The following is a 17,941-nucleotide window of genomic DNA, read 5'->3' as shown; positions in this document are numbered from 1 at the left end:
GGTGGCCTGTTCGTCCAATGAACATGCCCATTGAGCGTGACGGAGGTCGTTCCTACCTTGTCGCTGCTCGGCGGGTCGGCCACCAGGGCCGAGCGTTCTGGATCAGGTTTGGTCGATGAGCCACGCGGAGGCGCTCCGCAAGGCCCCTGGGGCGGTTCGGCAGCGGTGTTGCCGGGATGACCGCGACAAAAGCACCCACAGCAAGGTCCGACGGCGAACGTCGGTTCCGACAGCAGCGCTCTGCGCGCAAGGAGTCATCCATGGTTCAGACCGATTCACCCAGTGCGGCAAAGGGAGAGGGTGGCAGATACACCCTGAGCCCAGGCACTTTGACGGCGGTGGTTCTCGCCGTGTGCCTTGCACAGATAGCCCTTTCCGTCCCCTCGCTCATCAACGGGCTGATCCAGCAGGATCTCGCGCCGTCCTCGGCCCAACTGACGTGGATCACCGAGGCCTTCATGCTTCCCGTCGCCGCCCTGGGACTGGGCTTCGGCGTGTTCGGCGACCTCTTCGGCCGTAAGCGCCTGCTCGTCGGGGGCGCCGCGCTCATCGCTGTGGGATCGGCTCTCGCGATCCTGGTGCCGGGTACGGGATACTCGTCCGACACCCGGGTGACGTTGCTGATCCTTGCCCAAGTCCTCGGTGGTATCGGGGCCGCGGCCATCTTCCCGACGAGCCTGGCCATGGTGGCGGCCGGTACGCACACCACCGCCGCCCGCGCGCGTGGCGTGGCGATCTGGGCCACCGCGCTCTCGGTCGGCGGCTTCCTCGGACCGCTGCTGGCAGGCCTCGCCGCCAAGATCGAACTAGGCTGGGCCGGGAACGCGAACTGGCGATGGGCCTTCGTCGGCGTCCTTGCCATCGCCGCGGTGAGCGTGGTCCTGTCGCTGGCCCTCGCCCAGAACTCCGCCTCGCCCGAGGGTCGCTCCGTCGACTGGCCGGGGCAGATCACTGCCGCGCTCGGCCTGTTCGCTCTGATGTACGCCGTGATCCAGGGCTCGGAGACCGGCTGGGGGAGCCCTCAGATCTCCATCGCGTTCATCGCCGCGGCCGTCTTCCTCGTGCTGTTCGTCTTCGCCGAGAGCCGTGCGGCCGCGCCGCTGCTTCTCCTGAGCGTGTTCCGGAACCGGGCGTTCGCCATGAACTCGGTGGTCACCCTGATCGGTATGTTCGCGTTCCTCGTGATCATGTACAGCACCAGTATCCGCCTCACCATCATCCAGGGATTCAGCCCACTGCAGAGCTCCGTCGCCTACCTCTTCTTCGGAGGCATCGGCTTCGTACTGCTGCCCCTCACCTCCAAGCTGCTCGAGCGCTACAACCCCCGGTGGGTTCTCTGCACGGCCCTGACGCTCATCGGTGCCAGCGGGCTGTGGTTCGCCGTCATCCCGACGACCAGTCGGTCCATCGGCGCCATCGTCGGGCCGCTGGTCCTCGCCGGTGTCGGCTCGGCACTCGCCTTCGCCTCCATCACCGCGGTCGCGGTCAACACGTTGCCCAACCACCTCGCCGGTATGGCGAGCGGTGTCACGAGCACGTTCCGGGACCTCGGGTTCGCCCTCGGCCCCGCGATCGCCGGTGCTGTCGCACTGGGCCGGGCCTCCGACGAGATCGCCCGCAAGCTGGCCGGCGATCCCGGACTGAGCAAGGCCTACGAGGCCTTCCAGGCATCCGCGGCCCATGCTCCCGCGGATCAGAGAGCACAGCTCGAGGCAGCGGTGCACGCCGTGCAATCGGGCCCGCTCGGCGCCAACTCGGTGCCGGCCAGCATCACACTGCCGGATGGTCAGGTGGTGCCCTTCAACCCGCTCAAGGACGTCGCTTTCGACGCCCTCAGCAGCAGTTACTCCATCGCGTACGTGCTCGCCGGCGTGGCGGCTCTCGTGGCGGCGGCGCTCATTCTCGTCGGAGTGCGCGGCGGCGTGGACCAGGCTCATCTCGATGACGACCCGCACACCCTCGCCGACTGACCGCATGACGAACGCGCCGGGGCCGGGACACGGGTAGCAGGTCGGCCAGGCCAACCAGAGCGCCCGCCGCAACTCCTCCTCGCGAGCAGCAGTTGCGGCGGGCCACGGCGTACAAGGCACAACGATCAACAGACGCACTCAGACAGGAGTCGAACAATGACCACCGCGCACCAAGGGGCGAGCAGTGTGAACGACGTCCGCATGCCAGACACCGTTGCTCAGGCGGAGGCGGCGTGGCTCGTCGCGATCACAACCGGCGACGAGGAGCAGCGTGACCTGATGCTCCCCGACTGTGTGATCGTTCACGGCCCGGTCGGGAATGTCCATGACCGCGAGCGCTTCCTCAGTTACAACGCCTCCATGGGACCCACCGTCGAGGCTGAGACCAGCGAGGTGACGTGCCGGCAGCGAGGGGGACGGGCCATCGTGACGTGCTTTCAGAAGATGCGCGTCCGGCGCTTGCCCGACCTGCCGCCGTTCCTCGTGCAGGCCGTGGCCACCCGGGTGTGGTTCTCGACCGACGAGGGATGGCGCCTCGGCCACATGCAGCTCTCCCGGCGGCAACCGCCGGTATGACGCGCCGGTTTCCTCGCCCCACGAAGGGTTACGAGGTGCGAATGGGGATGCCCGGCCTCCAGCCGAGGCTCCTGGACAATCCCAGTCCGCTCGCGACCAGTGAGGGAACGGCCGCTTGCAGTTTGATCGAGCCCGCGGCCACCACGACGGACAGAGCCGCGACGACTTTGCCGCGGCCGTCGACGATGCGCGTCGCGACCGACTCGGCCCCTTCGCTCAGCTCTTCCTTGACAACCACCGTTCCGGTTGAGCGGCAGGACGCCAGTTCGCGACGCAGTTCGGCCGGCTCCACGATCGTCTTGGGAGTGAAGCGCTGCAGCCTTCCCGCCAGCACCTCATCGATGAAGGCCGGACTGCTGTGGCTCAGAAGCACCTTGCCGACGCCTGAGCAATGCAAGGGCAGAAGGCCGCCGACCTGCGACGTCAGACCGACGGCGTTGACAGCCGACAGTCGCTCGATGATCACGGCATGGTCGCCCTGGAGGACGGCCAGTTGCACATGCTGGCGAAGAGCCGTGTACAGGTCCTCCATGAACGGCTGCGCGGCGCTGCGGAGTGTCTCGGCGCGCGGTGCGAGCGTGCCGAGACGCCACAGACGCAGGCCGATCGCGAAGCGGTTGTCGCTGGTGCGCTCCAGCGCGCCGGCCTCCACGAGTTCGAGCGTGAGGCGTCTGGCGGTGGCGTGTGGCATGCCGGTACGTCGGGCCAGGTCAGCGAGGCTCAGCTCGGTGTTGTTGGGGTCAAAGGCAAACAGCAGATCCCATAGTCGAGAGCTGACTGTGCGTCCTGGTTCGTTCGCACGAGGCATGGGCCTCTCCTTCATCATGCGTGACCCCATTCACTCTACCTTCTATGTTCGTTGGATGGATGAGGGTGTTCTTTCAGCGCGCATTTTGCCGAACTCTTACAGGCAGCCAGTTACCACCTCGCTCGAGGTCCACGGGAGTGAAAGAGCATGATGACTACGGGAGTAGGCCCTAAGATCGCGATCCTCGGTGGCGGCATCGGGGGCCTCGCTACCGCGGCTTTCCTTCGCGAGAAGGGCTTCGACAGTGACGTCTACGAGCAGGCGGCCGCCCTGACCGAAGTTGGTGCCGGCCTGGTGATCGCGCCCAACGCCGCTCGCCTGCTACGGCGTCTTGGCGTGCTGGACCGGTTCATCGAGCGCGCGGTCCGGATGGAGATCGGTTGGGAGTTCCGGCGCTGGGAGAACGGCGCCGTCCTCTCGGCGGAGAACCTGGATGAGGGGTGCGTGCGCCTGTACGGCGAGCACACCTACGCCGCCCACCGCGCCGACCTGCTGGACGCCTTGAGGTCGGCTGTCCCCGAGCACTCGGTCCATCTGGGCAAGCGCTGCGTCTCGGTCGAGTTCGAAGGCGACCAGGCGGTTCTGCGGTTCGAGGACGGCGAGACGGTTCGCCCGGACATCCTCATCGGCGCCGACGGGGTCCACTCACGAGTGCGCGGCGCCATCGTCGGGCCGACTCATGCCAGGGAGTCAGGCATCTGCGCCTTCCGGGCCCTCGTACCTGCCGAGAAGGCACCCGACTTCGCCAGGCGGCGCGCCCAGACCCTCTGGATCGGCCCCGACCACCACCTCGTGCACTACCCGGTCTCCGGTGAGGAGTACGTCAACCTCGTCGCCTTCGCACCGGCCGGGTCGGGCAGTGTCGAGTCATGGACGGCCACCGCGACGCTCAGGGAACTACTCGACGAGTTCGCGGGTTGGGATCCGCGTCTGGTCGAGCTGATCAGGTCGGCCGACACGCCGGGGCGCTGGGCGTTGCTCGACCGCGAGCCCCTCGACCACTGGAACCGTGGAAACGCGACCCTGCTGGGTGACGCGGCCCACCCGATGTTCCCGTTCTTCGCCCAAGGCGCTGCACAGGCGATCGAAGACGGCGCGGTCCTGGCCCTCTGCCTCGCGGCGGACCCGGACAACCCGATCACGGCGCTGGGGCGCTACGAAGAGCTCCGTCGACGCCGCACGGCACGCCTGCAGGAGGTGTCGCACGGAAGGTCTCACATCAACCACCTTCCGGACGGCCCTGAGCAGCAAGCGCGCGACCTGGCGTACTCGCAGGCCGACCCGCTCAGGGCGAACGGCTGGATCTACGAGTACGACCCCGAGGTCGCTGTCTCAGCCTCGGTGTGAATCAAACCCGGGAGGCACATGTGCATCCCGGGCGACACGGCTGGAAGCAAGGGTTGGTATCCCTCTCGGCTGTGGCGTCATCACGGGTCGGGCTCGGTTCGGTCGACGGGGTCTCGACCTTTCCAGGTCGAACGAGGCGTTGACCATCCAACGAACACGGCCATTGTCGGCACCCAGGCCACACCCGAGACTCCGGTACGGACGGCCCGGGATACGGCCCTGTCCCAGCGAATTTGTTGAAACCCTGAGTACGTCCAGAAGGGCGGATCATCAATGGCAACCGCAACCGGTAGTGGGCTCGTCGTGCGCACACTGCAGCGAGCCGGAGTCAACGTGGCCTTCGGCCTGCCCGGAGCGCACATCGACGGCATCCTCCAGGACGCCCTGGATGCCAAGCTACGGATCGTCGACGTGCGCCACGAGATGAACGCCGGCCACGCCGCCGAGGGATATGCGCGGGTCACCGGGGACCTGGGTGTCGCCGTCGTGACAGCGGGTGGCGGCTTCACCAACGTCCTGACCTCCATCGCCAACGCCCATCTCGACCGGACCCCCGTCCTCTACATCGCGGGCTCCGGTCCTCTCGAAACGGACCAGGTCAACGACCAGCAGGCCGGATTCGACCAGGTCGCCATGGCCACCCCGGTGACCAAGTTCGCGCACCGCGTCACCCGTACCGAGCTGATTCCCCGTCTGGTCGCCCAGGCCATCCGCATCGCGCAGTCGGAGCCCAAGGGCCCGGTGCTCCTCGACATCCCCTGGGACGTCCTGCGTCAGCAGGTCGATGTCGACGAGGTCGAGGACTACCGAGTCGAGATCGACGGCACCGGCATCGCCCCGGCCGGTGGCCTCGACCGGATCCTCGAGGCACTCGGCACCGCGCGTCGGCCGATCGCGCTGGTCGGCAAGTCCTTCGTCACCGCCGAAGCACGCGCGCAGTTGCACGAGTTCGCCGCCCGTACCGGGGTGCCCCTCTTCTCCGACTGGGAGGGACTCGGTGCGATCGTCGGGTCCGAGCAGCACGTCGGTCTCCTCCAGACCCTGGCCACCGTCCCCGAGGACGAGCGGCCCGACATGGTCCTGCTGCTCGGGCTGCGCTTTGGACTGGCCACCCAGTTCGGCACGGGCCGACTGCTCCCGAAGAGCTCGCGGATCTTCCAGATCGACCCCGATGGCCGTGAGCTCGGCCGTCTGCAGGATGTCGAACTCGGCATCCAGGCAGACCCGATCGGCACGATCGGCCTGCTGAACGAGCGCCTGGGCGCCAGCCCCGTTCCCTCAGGGCGCGACGACTGGCTGGGGACTTTGCGGGACGTCTCGGCCACCCGACGGTCCGCGCTTGCCGCCGAAACCGAGCAGCACGAGGGCGCGATCCACCCGTACCTCGCGGTCCGCACGATCGCCGAGAGCGTCCCCGACCAGGCCACCGTGGTCGTCGACGGTGCTCTGACCGAGCTGTGGCTCTCCGAGACGATCGCGCTCGCGCCTCTGGCCCACTACCTCGGGCACGGCTACCTCAGTTCGATGGGCAGCAACTTCGGCGTGGCCCTGGGAGCGCAGTACGCGACCCCCGACAAGGCGACGATCCTCGTCACCGGCGACGGTGCCGTCGGCTACAGCCTGGCCGAGTTCGACTCCCTTGTCCGGGCGGGGCTCCCGGTCATTGTGATCGTCCTCAACAACCAAGCGTGGGGCGCCACTCTGCACACCCAGCAGTTCTTCTTCGGACAGGACCGTGTCACCAACAACCGTCTGGAGAACGGCTCCTACAGCAGCGTGGCACGAGCTCTCGGCGCGGACGGCGTCGACGTCACAGAGCTGGACCAGCTCGGCCCGGCGATCGAGGCCGCCCTCGCGGCCCGCCGACCGACGTGCATCGACGTGCGCGTGAGCCTTGCGCCCATTCCTCCGGAGGAGCGCGTCCTGAATGGCGGAGCTCCCTTCGGCGGCATCGAGATCGACGCATGAGCCACCACTCCTGACCGACCACGAAGAAGAACCGTGGACGGCACGACTGACGCCGGAAGTCGCGACCTGGTCGTCGAGGACCGGCGTCAGCGTTTCCTCGGGAAGACCTGTGAGCTCGCCGACGCCGTGTTCTTGCTGGCCTCACCCCAAGCCAGCCACATCACAGGTGCGGCCCTCCCTCCCCGACCTCACTGCCGGGATGCGTTGGTGGACCGACGAACTCGGCGATGGGCCCTGGTTCGTGAACGGGAGGATCGGCGGCGAGGGCTCCACCTACCGCGGTGAGCCGGGGAAGGCCGAGTTCGCCATCGCCCTAGCCTTCTCGGGCACATGATGGTCGAGCTCGTCCAGACCCTCGACGACGAGCCCTTCATCTACAAGGACGCCTACGAACGCCTTGGCTACGGCTTCCATCACGTAGCCAAGGCCGTGCCGAACGTCAAGGAAGAGGAGGAACGTCGTGAGGCGAGCGGAGCGTCGGTGCACTTTCACGATCTGCCCCCAGGGCGTGACGTCTACTTTCTGGACGCAGGTGAAGATGCCCCAGGGATGATCGAGCTCGTCCAGGACAACGAGATCACGTGAGAGATCTTCAAATCGTCTGGCGGCCATCAGCCGATTGGGATGGGGCGCGACCTCTGCGCGACTTTGCGGAGTTGCTGTCGGCCTGACCATTGCGCGAGGTGAAGTCGCCACCGACGTCCTCGACCACGGGGAACTTCGCGCGCTGGTCGTCCGCGAGGTTTGCACCCACCGGCGGCCCAGGTGGGGCAGGCGCCGGCCCAGAGCGCGAGGAGGGTCTGCCGTTCACGGACCACTTGGTAATGGCTCAGGCCTGCGCCGCGTCTCTTGGAGATCGTGCCAGTCGTTGCAGGGTGCAGAAGGCGTGGGCGGCGGAGACGAGGGTGACGTGGTGGTGCCAGCCCTGGTAGGTGCGGCCTTCGAAGTGGGCCAGGCCCAGGGCCTGTTTCATCTCGCGGTAGTCGTGCTCGATGCGCCGGCGGAGCTTGGCCGGCCGCACCAGGGTGGCCGGCGGCATTCCGGAGGGCAGACTGGAGAGCCAGAACCGCACCGGCTCGCTCTCGTCGTCCGGCCATTCGGCCAGCAGCCGGCGTTCGGGCAATTCCACTTCGTCGGTGGCCCGGCGGATGCCGCGGCCGACGGGGCGGATACGCAGGGCGACGAACCGTGAGTACATGCGTTGAAGCCACTGACCCCCTTGCCGGGCCGGGAGCCTTCCCGCCAGGACACCGGCCTCACGGCCGTCCGGCCGGCCGCGATGACCAGCTCTTTCACGGTCTGCGCAGGCTCGGGGTACTGCACTTTCGGTGGTCGGCCGGTGCCCGCGTAGACGGGCAGGACGGGCCGGGCGGCGGCCGGATGGGCAGTATGACGGGAGGAAGTGCATCACCGTATCCGGCGTCCGCGACCGCCAGGGGAACGCCGATGCCCCACGACTGCGTCTCCTCGATCATGTCCAGGGCCAGCTGCCACTTCTCCACATGCCCCACCCCGGCAGGGATGCCTCAGCGGCCGCGGCGAGCGACCTTGACCGCATCGGCCTCCGCAGAGGCGGGATCCCACGCAGCAGGCAGGAACAGTCGCCAGTTCACCGCCGCCGAGGCAGGCTCGCGCGCCAGGTGCAGCGACACTCCCACCTGACAGTCGGTGACCTTGCCGGCCGTACCGGTGATCGCGGACTTCTACAACAGCCGCAGGAGACACAGCGCCACGGCACATGGCAGTAACACGGAACGGCCCAGCTCAGGGCCGAAGTGGCATGACAACGTCTCTACGCTTCCAGGGCTTTGACGGCGGACCGCGCTCGTGTCGAACGATCAGATCGGTGAAAGTACGGTCGGATGGTGAGCGGCCATGCGTACGCCTGCGCCACTCTGCGTCCACACTGTCAGCGAGACGTTGTGCATGGGCGACGGTCGGCACCTGGGTGATGACGGTCGCACTCACTTCGATCCACAGCAGCGCCAGTTGGCCGACCACATGGAATCCTGTCGGACCAGAGGCCATCTCCGGGTGGGTGAGGGCGCCGGCTCGTAGTTTGCCCAGGTGCTCCGAGGATTGCTGCGAGGGAGTCGGGGTTCCCTCGCAGCCATCGCGACGCCACGGGCCGCCTCCGCTGCAAGAACTTCCTTCCTCCTCGGTCGGAGCGGCAGGCACGCTCATATGCCCGCGGGGGCGAGGACGATGTCGAAGCGCACACGGCTCCACGTGCCGTCGATGACGCGGCCGTCGGGCGTCGGCGTGCCGGCGGGCTGCCGCTCGAACCGCTTGATCAGCGAGTCCTTCACGCCGAAGACGGTGTCCTTGCGGCCGATCGGGTCGCCCTCGGGGAAGATGTGGGTCACCAGCGTGCGCGCCCCCTCGTGGGACACCATGAAGTGCAGGTGGCTGGCGCGCAGCGGCGAGCGGCCGACCGCGTCGAGCATCTTGCCGACGGGTCCGTCGTTCGGGATGGGGTACGGCGTCGGGGTGAGGCCCCAGAAGCGGTATCCGCCGTCGGCCGCGGAGAAGAGATGCGCCCGGCCTGCGCGCTTGCCGGCCTCGTACTGCACGTCGTAGAGCCCGTCCTCGTCGGCCTCCCAGACCTCGATCCGCGCGCCGGCGAGCGGGGTGCCGTCGGTGTCGGTGACGGTGCCCTCGACCCAGCAGGGCTCGCCGGGGGCACCGAAGGCCAGGTCACCGCCGAGTTCGATCGCCGGGGAGTCCTCGACGAAGAACGGCCCGAAGACGGTCGCCTCAGTGGCACCCTTGTAGGCCTGGTTGTTGACGTTGATCGTCTGCATGCTCGCGCCGAGGGTGTCGGACAGCAGGATGAACTCCTGCCGGACCTCGTCGGTGATGTGGCCGGCCCTGGTGAGGAAGTCGATCGCCGTCCCCCACTCCTCCTCGGTCAGCCGGACCTCGCGGATGAAGGAGTGCAGGTGCTTGACCAGGGAGATCATGAGTTCCTGCAGCCGAGGGTCCTGGCAGGCGTCGAAGGAGGCCACGACGTTGTCGACGAGTTGCTGCTCGACCGCCTGCTGCTCCGATGACACCTCGCGGTAGACCGTGCCGTGGGCGCCGGCCTGGGCCGAGCCGGGGTTGACGTAGGTAGCCATGACGGCCTCCTTCAGCTGATCGGGTCGCCGGCCCATGCCGCCTTCAGCAGCGCGGTCAGGTTCTCGTCGTTGACGGGGGTGGGGTTGTTCACCGGGATCGCCTGCGTGATCGGCCCCAGCGCCTTGGCGATGCCGTCCTCGGGCATGCCGTAGTCGCGCAGCGCCCTCGGCGCGTCCAGCGCGTGACGCAGGGCGGCCAGGCCGGCGCTCGCCGTCCGGGTGGTGCGGAAGACCGCGCCGAACGCCTGGGCGATGCGCGCCTCCGCCTCGGGTGCGTGCGGGGCGTTGAAGGCCAGCACGTGGGGCAGCACGACCGCGTGGGTCTGTGCGTGGGGGAGGTTGAACATGCCGCCGAGGACATGGCAGATCTTGTGGTGCATCCCGGAGCCGGCCGAGGCGAACGCGACGGCGGCCAGGTAGGCGCCGTACAGCGTCTGTTCGATGCCCTTGACGCTCGTCGAGTCGTCGGCCACAGTCGGCAGGCCGGTCGCCAGTGCGCGGATGCCCTCCTGCGCCAGGGCCCGGTCGATCGGGTCGCTGCGTGGCCCCCACATCGAGTCCACGCAGTGCGCCATCGCGTTCAGGCCGCTGGCCACGGTCATCTCGCCGGGGAGCGTGGTCAGCAGACCTGCGTCGTACACGACCGACGCGGGCAGCACCTCGTCGTCCACGCCGGTGGTCTTGGTCTCGCCCTCGGTCAGGCCCCAGACATTGGTCGCCTCGGAGCCGGCGTATGTGGTGGGTACCGCGACGATCGGCAGCCCGGTGGTCATCGCCACCGCCTTGGCCAGCCCCGTGGTCGAGCCGCCGCCGACGCTGACCAGGATGTCCGCGCCCGCGTCGGCCGCCGCCCGACGGGCTCGCCGGGCGACCTCGACCGGCACGTGCATCACGACCTCCTCGTGACGCAGCACGACCGGGATCTCCTTGGCGATCGGGTCGGCCAGTTCCTTCTCGCGCTCCGACGCGATCAGCATGACCTTGGAACCGCCGAGCGCCTCGACCTCCGCCGCCACGGCGGCGGGTGACTCCCCGGCTGCGAACACCACCCGCTGGGAAAGGGTTTCGTGTGTGAACTTCATCAGGCCTCCGCCAGCCATTGCTTGCCTTCGCCGTAGAGCTGCTCGACTGCTGTGCCGGTGAGGCCGGGAAGCCCGTCCTTCACCGTGAAACCCGCCTTGGTCTGCAGGTAGGCCAAGTGCCGGTAGCCGGTCGGGAAGCGGTTCAGGAGTTCGGGGTCCAACATCAGTGAGGCCGCGGGGTCTACGACGTCGAGCCGGTCCTTCTCGTAGATCGGTTGCCGACGCACGATGGTCCAGCGACTCTCGTGGCGGGAGAGGAAGTCGTAGAAGCGGCCGGTGCAGACGACATCGACCTCGACGCCGTCGATGGTCGCGCGCTGGTTGATGGTCATCTTCGTTTGGGCGATGGCTCGGTCTCCGGCGACGTCCGCAGTGTGGCCACCGAGGAAGTGGAGGATGCTGACTCCGTTGTCGAAGCCTTCACGACTGGCCTTGATGAAGTCGGTGGCGCTTCCCTGGAACCAGGTGGCGCTCATCCGGCCGTCGCGTGGATGCCAGACCGTGGCGAAGCGGCCCCAGTCCCCGGCATCGCGCCACAGCGCCCAGTTCTCGACGAGTTGCCGGATCTCGTGGCGGTCGTTGTCGGTCTGCGACATTGTTCGAATTCCGCTCTGGTCTCGTTCTGCGGGGTGCGAGTAGCCGGTAACCGCGACCGGATCCCGTTGCAGCAGGGAGAGTCGGGCCCGGCGCACGCCGTGTCACGTGCGCCGGACGCCCTCGTCGCAGCATTCAGATGGGGTAGTGGCGGGATCCGGACTGGATGGTGATCCAGCGCAGCTCCGTGAACTCCTCCAGCGCGGCGCGGGAGCCGAAGCGACCCCAGCCGCTGGCACCGACTCCACCGAAGGGCATCTGGGGCTCGTCGTGCACGGTGGCGCCGTTGATGTGGCAGATGCCGGACCTGATCCGGCGAGCCACGTCGAGCGCGGCGGCCGCGTCCTTGCCGAAGACCGCGGCGGAGAGCCCGTACTCGGTGTCGTTGGCGACCGCGACGGCTTCGTCGGTCGAATCCACCTCGATGATCGAGACCACCGGTCCGAAGGACTCCTCACGGTAGATGAGCATGTCCGGCGTGACACCGCGCAGCACCGTGGGCTTCACGAACAGGCCGTCGGCCGTGCCACCGGCCAGGACCTGCGCACCCTTGGTACGGGCGTCCTCGATCAGTGCGACCACGTGGTCCCGGGCGCCGGTGTGGACCAGCGGACCGATCTGTGAGGTGGGGTCGCTCGGGGGGCCGACCACAAGCTTGGCGGCACGCTCAGCAAGGCGGGAGCAGAGTTCGTCGGCCACAGTCCTGTCGACGATGACGCGCTCGGTCGACATGCAGATCTCGCCCTGGTTCATGAAGGCGCCGAAGCTGGCCGCGGCGGCGGCCTCCTCCAGATCCGCGTCGGGAAGCACCAGGAACGGAGCCTTGCCACCGAGTTCGAGGACCACACGGGTCAGGTGGCGGCCACCGAGTTCGCCGATGACGCGGCCGACCCGGCTGGATCCGGTGAAGTTCACGCGGGTCACGGCGGGGTGGGCGATCAGAGCCTCGACGACACTCGGACCGTCCTCGGGCGCGTTGCTGATGAGGTTGACCGCTCCGGCGGGCACACCGGCATCGTGCAGCACCTGGACGATGGCGGCCTGGGTGAGCGGTGTCTGCTCGGAGGACTTCAGCACCACGGTGTTGCCCCACACCAGCGGCCACACGATGGCGCGCACGCCGAGGATCAGCGGTGCGTTCCACGGTGCGATGCCGACGACGACGCCGACCGGCTGACGCACGCCGAGGGCGGTGAGGCCGGGCACGTCCGACGGAATGACCTCGCCGACGGCCGAGTACGCCTGGGCCGCCGCCTCGACGAACATCCCCTTCGCGACGTGCACGTTGAAGCCGCACCACGGGAGAGTGGCGCCCATCTCGCGGCTCATCGTGGCGACGATCTCGTCCGTGCGCTCGCCGAGCAGGACGGCCGCGCGCTCCAGTACCTTGCGCCGGGCGGCCGGCGGAAGGTTCGACCACTCCGGAAGGGCGGCCGCCGCCGCGTCCACCGCGAGGTTGACGTCCTCGACGGAGGCTGCCGCGACCCGTGCGATCGGTTCACCGGTCAGGGCCTCGACCGTCTCGAAGTAGCGGCCGTCCTGGGCCGCGACGTGCTTGCCCGCGATGAGGAGGTCGCTGGTCCGGACCACGCCGGACGTGGGTGCCTCGATCTCAGTGGCTGACATGTGTTGCCTCACCTCTACAACAGCGGCGACCGCCGCACGAACCCTGCATGTCGAACTCTCCGCCTCAGGCGTCCCGCCCTGAACCCTCATGTCCGTTCATCGAACAGCCGCGTGCGGGTGAGGTGGTCGGCCGTTGTGGGCCTCAGACCGGGGGCATGCGCTTGGCCTGGTGCATGTGCGCCAGGCGCCAGCCCTCCGAGGTCTCCTCCCAGACCCGTGTCACCGTCTCCTGGACCGGGAACGGAGGGAGGTTTTCGTCGAAGATGATGTGCATCTCCTGGAGGCACGTGGTGATCGCGGTGTTGCCCCGCACGGTGATGCTGAGCTCCTCGGCCTTCGCGAAAACCATGCGGCGGCGGGTCCAGGTGAAATGTGAGAACGTCTCACGGTCGTCGATCTTCCCGACCGGGCCGTGGATGGCCCGGCTGTCCTCGAGCATGAGCGCGGTCATCGCTTCTTCGCCCTCGGTGAGGGCCACGAGCCATGCGGCCTCTGCCTGCTCGATCGCCTGCACGGCCGTGGCGGTTGCGGTGGATGTCGTGGTCATAGGTCCAGCTCCAGAATCGGTGAGTGTGCTCGCGATGAGCACGTGGTGAACATGCCGTCGGCGCGCTCACGGTCGGTCAGGATGTCGTCGCGGTGGTCGGGCTCTCCGGCGATTACGCGCACGATGCACTCGCCGCAGATTCCCTGCTGGCAGGAGTAAGGGGTGTCGACGCCGCCCGCGAGCAGGACGTCGAGGACGCTCTCGCCTTCCTTGATCTCGTACTCGCCCCCGGACTTGGCGAGCCGCACGGTGAAAGTCCCGCCGGCCGTGTGCGCGGCGGCGTCCTCCACGGGTGCGAAGCGCTCCTTGTGGATCGCTTCGGCAGGCCATTCCGCTCGGCGTGCGGAGGAGATCACGAAGTCCATGAAGCCCCCGGGACCACAGACGTAGATCGCCGCCTCGGGGTCGGGCGGGCCGATGTCGGTGGCAGCGTCGAAGCGCTGGTCGTCCGGGCCGTCGTCGAAGTGGAGCCGAACGTGGGGGTTGTGCTCCAACTCGTCGAGGAACGCCGAATCCGTCCGGCTTCGAGCGCAGTAGTGCAACTCGTACTCCGCGCCCCTGGCTTCGAGCGCGTGCGCCATGGCCAACAGAGGGGTGACGCCGATTCCCCCGGCCACCAGCAGATGGCGACGTGCCTCGTCCGAGACCCCGAACCTGTTCCGCGGACGCGAGATCCGCAACCTGTCGCCTTCGCGAAGTCGATGCATCCCCAGCGAGCCGCCGCGCGACGCCGTCTCGGCCAGCACCGCCAGCCGGTAGCGGGCGCGGTCGTGCGGCGTTCCGCACAGCGAGTACTGGCGGACCAGGCCGGCGGCACTGTCCACCAGTACGTCGACGTGGGCGCCGGCGGCGAACTCCGGGAGCTCGACGTCGTCGGCACTGACCAGTTCGAGCACCATGATCCGGGCAGTCGCGTCGCGCCGGGTGACCACGATGGTGTCGAGCCACTCGTTGCTCATGGTTCCTGCTCAGATGCCGGCGGCGGCCGGGGCGTCGGCGTTGTCGCCCGCCGGGCGCTTGCCGATGGTGAAGAGGCCGGACTGGGTGCGGTGGACCTCCGACGCGTCGCGGATGATGTTGATCGGGTCGCGCCCGGCCTCGACGTCGTCGGCCATCGTGAGAAGCATGCGTCGCAGCATGACGACGCCACGGTCTCCGGTGGCCAGGGTCTCCTCTGAGTCCAGGGTGATCGCTCCCTGCGAGCCCTGGGCCTCCGTGTCACCGGGGAATCGCTGGCGCTCCTCATCGGTCAGCTCGTGGTTCTGCTTGCCGTTCTGCGTGATGCCGATCACGAAGCGGACCATGCGCTCGGGATCGTTCGTGCGGATCGAGAAGAAGAGCCGGTGGCTGGTGTCGTCGGAGGGCACGACCCACAGCAACTGGTCCGGGCGCTCGTCGGGGGTCACCTTCACGTAGTCCGGCAGGCCGAAGACGTTGGGAAGCTGTTGCTCGACCGCGAAGCCGTACTCGGTGACCTCGCCGTCCTCGCCCTCGACCTCGAACCGCTGGGTGTACTTCACACCGTGGTCGGTGCGTTCGTATGTCAGGCGCTCGGCGATGGTGGCCGGGTCGAAGAAGTTCTCGGGGTAGCCGAAGGTGCCGGTGCCCAGCATCTGATACCCGCTGTGCGTGGAGTGGAGCCAGGTGACGTGCGTCGGGTCGGCGGAGTTCTCGTAGATGTTGAGCCAGCTGAAGTCCGCCGGCATGCCGAGGACCGCGGCGTGCGGGACCGGCCAGCTGGCGAAGTACTTCTCGTCCTCAGCGGGATCCTCCAGCGCGTCGTAGCGGGGGAGCTCGGGTTTGAGCTCGGGCGGGCCCATGTAGACGAAGACCAGGCCGTAGCGCTCCGCGACCGGATACCACGGCTGACGGGCGGCGTCACGCCTGCGCCCCAGGCCCGGCTCGCACGCTTGCTCGATGCAGTGGCCCTGCACGTCGAACTTCCAGCCGTGGTAACAGCAGCGGATGCCGTCGTCCTCGACCCGCCCGTAGAAGAGGCTGGCGCCGCGGTGGGTGCAGCGCTCGATCACGACACCGGGGTTGCCCTGCCCGTCCCGGAACACGACCAGGTCCTCGCCCAGTACGCGGGTCTTCTGCGGCAGGGCGCCGGCCAGGAGCGTTTCCGAGCTGGCGATCGGCTGCCAGTAGCGGCGCAGTGCCTCGCCCATGGGCGTACGGGGCCCGACTTCGCGGAGGCGGGCGTTGTACGAGGGCTTCGGGCGACCGTAAGCGGTGCCTTTGTCGACCTCTGGAGTGGTGGTCATCGTTCTGTCTCCCGTGCGGCTCGGGCGCACAGCCGGTGGCGCGCGCAGGTGCTGTGGAGCGATCACCTGCGAGGGCATCACCATGCGCAACCCTCGAAAATAAAACGTGATTCACATTCGCATTTCTTCTCGCGGACCGTCAAGGGTCTTGTTCAGGCACCCCCTTGATCGCGAGAGGGCGGTAACCCGACGGGGGGCCTCGGCTGCGGGCCGGTCGAGCCTGGTGCCGCCCATGTGTGCCGCTCGCCCGCCGACCTGATCGCGCCGCTCTCCACGGCCCGGCAGCGCAAGGTGCGGGGGCCGCCGGAGCGGATGCCGTCGGCGTATACGCTTGGGCGGTGAGTAGCGAACCGTCACTCGAGCTGCCGCCGGCGCAGCAGGCGCGCAGTCGGCTGACCCAGCAGCGGATCCTGGAGGCAGGTACGGCCCTCCTCGAAGAGGGCGGCACCGAGGCGCTCACTGTCGCGGCCGTCGCTGCTCGGGCGGGCGTCTCGGTCGGCAGCGTCTACCGACGGTTCGCCGGCAAGGACCGCCTGATCGCGGCTCTGCAGTACGACATGATCGATCAGTTTCGCAATGACATCATTCGCCGCTTCACTCCGCTGCACACAGATCCGACCGTGCTGGTCGCCTCGGCGGTCGCCGGGCTCACCGAGACGTTTCAAGCGCACGCGCGCCTGATGCGCGTCTTCATCACCGCGGGCACCACCGATCCCGCAGTGGCTCGCATCGGGTCCGAGGCCAGCATCGACGCCGGCCATGTCTTCCGGCGATTCCTGGAGCCGATCGTGCCCATGATCGACGGGCCGGAGCCGGAACTGCGTCTGGATGTCGTCTATCGCCTGGTGTACGGGGCCTGCATGAACCGCGTGCTGCACGGTGAACAATTCGAGTCCGAACGGCCGCTGACGTGGCGTCAACTCACCGATGAGCTGGTGGATATCGCCTGTCCGTACCTGCTCGGCGCGTCGGCGCGGTAACCTCCGAGCCCTGATGCGAATGCGAGGATCGCTTCACATTCGCGTTGGGTGGCGACATACTGAGCGGGCTCCCAGCGCCTCCGGAATCAGCGATCGTCCGCGCCGAAGGTGACCGAGGACTCCACGGAAGACGGCCGGTTGACCGTTCCGGTCATCAGGGAAGGAACCGCTCAATGCGAGAGCCGCTCAGCTACGAGATCGCGCACGGCGCCGCACTTGCCGCTCTGGAAGCAGGAAGGGCTGACGGGCACAAGGTGTGCGCTGTCGTGGTCAACCGAAGTGGCGTCACGAAGGTTCTTCTCAGTGACGACGGCGTCGGCCTTCTCAGCGTGGAGACCGCGCGACGCAAGGCCTACACCTCGGCCGTGAGCGGTGTCCCGACGGACAAGTTCGCGGCCTTCGCCGCATCCCCTCGGATGCAGGTGGCGCCTCCCCACCTGGTCGATTCCAACCTTCTGGCGGTCGCCGGCGGTGTGCCGATCGTGACGGCCGACGGGGAGGTCATCGGCGCCATCGGCGTGGGCGGGGCGGACGACGTCACTGACGACCGCATCGCGAATCAGGCTCGCGACTCCGTCGCGAAGATCGTCGCGTAGGTCTTCCTCCTGGTCGGTACGGCGGCAGTGTCGAGCCTCGCTGGGAGTCGCCGCGAACCATGGGTATGGCTGACTCGCGTGTGCCTCTCGGCGTGCCTGACCTCGCGCCGCGCGACCACGCGCCGCCTTTCCCTCGAACGTCGCCCCAGATCGATGTGATGATGACGCTGCCCACGCGGACAGGTGAGCTGGAGTTCGTAGCCGAAGCGCATGTACGCCGGAGTCACGCCGAGGTCGGACGAAGCAGTGATCACGAGCCGCGCTTCGCATGTGAGGGATCGGCTCTGCGTCGTTCCGCCGCGGTCACTCACGGATCGTCTGTCTCGACTCCGGTGCAGCGTCGGCACCGCGGCCTCGCGCCTTCCGAGGCGCAACCATTGGCCACGTGCCGGCAGGTCACGTGCACGCCCGATGGCTTCGCTGTGTCTGCCAGGCCGGTCGGCCGGTCGGACCCGATGAATGTG

16 protein-coding genes and 1 pseudogene are annotated in these 17,941 nt (G+C 68.1%); 8 read left to right on the top strand and 9 right to left on the bottom strand.

All coding sequences use genetic code 11. The features are described 5' to 3' along the window. Positions 1-338: 338 nt before the first annotated feature. On the top strand, positions 339-1,970 hold the full coding sequence (locus tag SGFS_RS11145; RefSeq protein WP_286249648.1) for an MFS transporter: 1,632 nt from the start codon (positions 339-341) through the stop codon (positions 1,968-1,970). Between the two features lie 156 nt (positions 1,971-2,126). Beyond that, on the top strand, positions 2,127-2,546 hold the full coding sequence (locus tag SGFS_RS11140; RefSeq protein ID WP_286249647.1) for a nuclear transport factor 2 family protein: 420 nt from the start codon (positions 2,127-2,129) through the stop codon (positions 2,544-2,546). Between the two features lie 28 nt (positions 2,547-2,574). Here SGFS_RS11140 and SGFS_RS11135 read toward each other — a convergent pair whose 3' ends face one another. Further along, complete coding sequence (locus tag SGFS_RS11135; RefSeq protein WP_286249646.1) at positions 2,575-3,354, bottom strand: IclR family transcriptional regulator; 780 nt, start codon at positions 3,352-3,354, stop codon at positions 2,575-2,577. Between the two features lie 147 nt (positions 3,355-3,501). On the opposite strand from SGFS_RS11135, the gene SGFS_RS11130 reads away from it, so the two are divergent. The 4 genes from SGFS_RS11130 (at position 3,502) to SGFS_RS11115 (ending at position 7,254) form a co-directional block, all read left to right on the top strand. Next, a complete protein-coding gene (locus SGFS_RS11130; RefSeq protein WP_286249645.1) occupies positions 3,502-4,701 on the top strand; it encodes an FAD-dependent monooxygenase in 1,200 nt (399 codons plus the stop codon). Between the two features lie 273 nt (positions 4,702-4,974). Beyond that, the gene (locus SGFS_RS11125) at positions 4,975-6,669 is read left to right on the top strand and encodes a thiamine pyrophosphate-binding protein (RefSeq protein ID WP_286249644.1); all 1,695 of its coding nucleotides are present in this window, start codon (positions 4,975-4,977) and stop codon (positions 6,667-6,669) included. Positions 6,670-6,868: 199 nt separating this feature from the next. After that, positions 6,869-7,003 carry a hypothetical protein gene (locus SGFS_RS11120; protein ID WP_286249643.1) on the top strand — a complete coding sequence of 45 codons (135 nt, stop codon included), beginning with the start codon at positions 6,869-6,871 and terminating at the stop codon, positions 7,001-7,003. Further along, on the top strand, positions 7,000-7,254 hold the full coding sequence (locus SGFS_RS11115) for a VOC family protein (protein ID WP_286249642.1): 255 nt from the start codon (positions 7,000-7,002) through the stop codon (positions 7,252-7,254). Before SGFS_RS11120 ends, SGFS_RS11115 begins: the two co-directional genes overlap by 4 nt. Positions 7,255-7,498: 244 nt before the next feature. Here SGFS_RS11115 and SGFS_RS11110 read toward each other — a convergent pair. The 8 genes and pseudogenes from SGFS_RS11110 to SGFS_RS11075 all read right to left on the bottom strand — a co-directional run. Beyond that, positions 7,499-8,360 (bottom strand): annotated as a pseudogene (locus SGFS_RS11110) (IS701 family transposase); the annotation flags it as partial. Between the two features lie 489 nt (positions 8,361-8,849). Beyond that, positions 8,850-9,788, bottom strand: a complete 939-nt coding sequence (locus tag SGFS_RS11105) for a dioxygenase family protein (RefSeq protein ID WP_286249641.1) — start codon at positions 9,786-9,788, stop codon at positions 8,850-8,852. Positions 9,789-9,799: 11 nt separating this feature from the next. After that, positions 9,800-10,870 carry a maleylacetate reductase gene (locus tag SGFS_RS11100; RefSeq protein ID WP_286249640.1) on the bottom strand — a complete coding sequence of 357 codons (1,071 nt, stop codon included), beginning with the start codon at positions 10,868-10,870 and terminating at the stop codon, positions 9,800-9,802. Beyond that, entirely contained in the window at positions 10,870-11,466 is a 597-nt protein-coding gene (locus tag SGFS_RS11095) for a nuclear transport factor 2 family protein (protein WP_286249639.1), read from the bottom strand. The genes SGFS_RS11100 and SGFS_RS11095 overlap by 1 nt, the downstream gene beginning before the upstream one ends. Positions 11,467-11,599: 133 nt before the next feature. Then, positions 11,600-13,090: an aldehyde dehydrogenase gene (locus tag SGFS_RS11090; RefSeq protein WP_286249638.1), complete on the bottom strand. Its 1,491-nt coding sequence runs from the start codon at positions 13,088-13,090 to the stop codon at positions 11,600-11,602. Between the two features lie 142 nt (positions 13,091-13,232). Continuing rightward, on the bottom strand, positions 13,233-13,637 hold the full coding sequence (locus SGFS_RS11085; RefSeq protein WP_286249637.1) for a nuclear transport factor 2 family protein: 405 nt from the start codon (positions 13,635-13,637) through the stop codon (positions 13,233-13,235). Then, on the bottom strand, positions 13,634-14,596 hold the full coding sequence (locus SGFS_RS11080; protein WP_286249636.1) for a PDR/VanB family oxidoreductase: 963 nt from the start codon (positions 14,594-14,596) through the stop codon (positions 13,634-13,636). Before SGFS_RS11080 ends, SGFS_RS11085 begins: the two co-directional genes overlap by 4 nt. 9 nt (positions 14,597-14,605) lie before the next feature. Beyond that, positions 14,606-15,901, bottom strand: a complete 1,296-nt coding sequence (locus tag SGFS_RS11075) for a Rieske 2Fe-2S domain-containing protein (protein WP_286249635.1) — start codon at positions 15,899-15,901, stop codon at positions 14,606-14,608. Positions 15,902-16,239: 338 nt separating this feature from the next. On the opposite strand from SGFS_RS11075, the gene SGFS_RS11070 reads away from it, so the two are divergent. Beyond that, positions 16,240-16,881: a TetR/AcrR family transcriptional regulator gene (locus SGFS_RS11070; RefSeq protein WP_286249634.1), complete on the top strand. Its 642-nt coding sequence runs from the start codon at positions 16,240-16,242 to the stop codon at positions 16,879-16,881. 173 nt (positions 16,882-17,054) lie between these two features. Continuing rightward, the gene (locus SGFS_RS11065; protein WP_286249633.1) at positions 17,055-17,477 is read left to right on the top strand and encodes a GlcG/HbpS family heme-binding protein; all 423 of its coding nucleotides are present in this window, start codon (positions 17,055-17,057) and stop codon (positions 17,475-17,477) included. Positions 17,478-17,941: the final 464 nt, after the last annotated feature.

Origin of the sequence: Streptomyces graminofaciens, assembly GCF_030294945.1 — a bacterium.
Classification (GTDB): Bacteria; Actinomycetota; Actinomycetes; order Streptomycetales; family Streptomycetaceae; genus Streptomyces; species Streptomyces graminofaciens.
The sequence above is the reverse complement of the archived record's forward strand: the minus strand, read 5'-3'. Positions and strand labels throughout refer to the sequence as shown.